The organism is Actinoplanes sp. NPDC048791 (assembly GCF_040650095.1).
Classification (GTDB): domain Bacteria; phylum Actinomycetota; class Actinomycetes; order Mycobacteriales; family Micromonosporaceae; genus Actinoplanes.
The window spans coordinates 1-1,619 of the sequence record NZ_JBEZGQ010001459.1 but is presented as its reverse complement, the minus strand read 5'-3'; the positions used below and the strand labels follow the sequence as shown (position 1 = coordinate 1,619).

Genomic DNA, 1,619 nt, shown 5'->3' with positions numbered 1-1,619 from the left:
CTGATCGGGTCGCGCCGGCCGGCGACCCTCGCGCTGGCCCGGCTGGTGCCGTATCCGGCCGCGCCGCTGGAGATCGGCAGCGGGCTGACCGGCGGCCTGCTGGAGATGAACCAGGCGATGGGCGAGCTGACCCGGCTGTCGGCGGAGGTGCGGGCCGAGGGCCTGGAGGTGCCGGTCCTGGCCCGGTTCACCGGTGACCCGGGGGCGGAGTTCACCGAGCTGGTGCGCACGGGCGAGCCTGACCTGGTCGTCGTGACCGGGGATGGAGCCGGGCCCACCGCGGTGCTCGAGGAGATGCCGGTGACCGTGATCACGCTCGCCGGGCCACCGCCGGCGCCGGTATGTGCGATCATCGCTCGGATCACCGGCGACGCGTCCGCGAACGCCGTCCTGCGGACGGCGGCCGAGCTGGCGTCGGCGTACGGGGTCGAGCTGGTCGTCGACGCGGGGCCGCGGGTCTCCCGCAGTGTCGCGGCGGCCCTGCGTGAGCTGCGCCGCCATGGTGTAGCTGTGCGGGCCGAGCCGGCGGACAGCGACTCCGGTGCCGCGCTCGTGGTGGCCGCCGGGGGCGGGCCCGGCGACGGGCCGGACGGCGCGCACGTCGTCGTCCGCACCGGAGCGGACCAGGTCGAGGAGACCCCGGCGCAGTGGGTGCCCCGACTGCGCAGCCCGGCAGGCATCGGATCGGATGGGGAAGCGACGCAGGTGACGAGAGCATGACCGGTGGTGCGGGCCCGGCGGGCGGGCGGCCGCTGCTGCCGGGCGACCCGCGGCAGCTGGGCCGCTACGAGCTGATCGGCCGGCTCGGTGAGGGCGGCATGGGTACGGTCTACCTGGCGTCGACGCCGGAGGGCCGCCGGGTCGCCATCAAGATCATCAAGTCCGATCTGGCCGACGACCCGCAGTTCCGGCAGCGGTTCCGCACCGAGGTGGAGCGGGCCCAGGACGTCCCGCCGTTCTGCACCGCCGAGGTCCTCGACGCCGACCCCGACCACGCCCAGCCGTACCTGGTCGTCGAGTACGTCGCGGGGCCCAGCCTCGCCGCGGTCGTCGCCGAGCACGGGCCACTGACCTCCTCGAACCTGCACGGCCTGGCGATCGGGGTGGCCACGGCGCTCACCGCGATCCACGGCGCCGGCGTGATCCACCGCGACCTCAAACCCAGCAACGTGCTGCTCGCTCCGGGCAGCCCGAAGGTCATCGATTTCGGGATCGCGCGGGCCGTCGAAGGGGCCGTGAACCACACCCGGACCGACCAGATGGTCGGCACCGTGACCTACATGGCGCCGGAGCGCTTCGACTCCAGCACCGGCCGCAACCTCACCCCGGCCGCGGACGTCTTCGCCTGGGGTGCGGTGATCGCCTACGCCGGCACCGGCCGCACGCCGTTCGCGGCGGACATGCCGCACATGGTCGCGGTGCGCATCCTGACCATGCCACCCGTCCTGGACGGTCTCACCGGACCCCTGCGGGACCTCGTCGAGCAGGCGCTGGCCAAGGATCCGGCCGATCGGCCCACCGCGCGGGAGCTGCTCGACCGGCTCCTGGCCACCGGGCCGTACCGGGCCGGCAGCGCCGCCGCCGCCCTGGAGCGGCAACCCGCGCTGCGCGAGGCGGTC

Annotated in this window: 2 protein-coding genes; both read left to right on the top strand. The window is 75.0% G+C overall.

The window, feature by feature from the left end:
* A partial coding sequence (locus AB0C29_RS47415) for a hypothetical protein (RefSeq protein ID WP_360834817.1) occupies nucleotides 1-720 on the top strand: 720 nt, incomplete at its 5' end.
* On the top strand, nucleotides 717-1,619 hold a 903-nt coding region (locus AB0C29_RS47410; protein WP_360834815.1), incomplete at its 3' end, for a serine/threonine-protein kinase. The genes AB0C29_RS47415 and AB0C29_RS47410, both read left to right, overlap by 4 nt.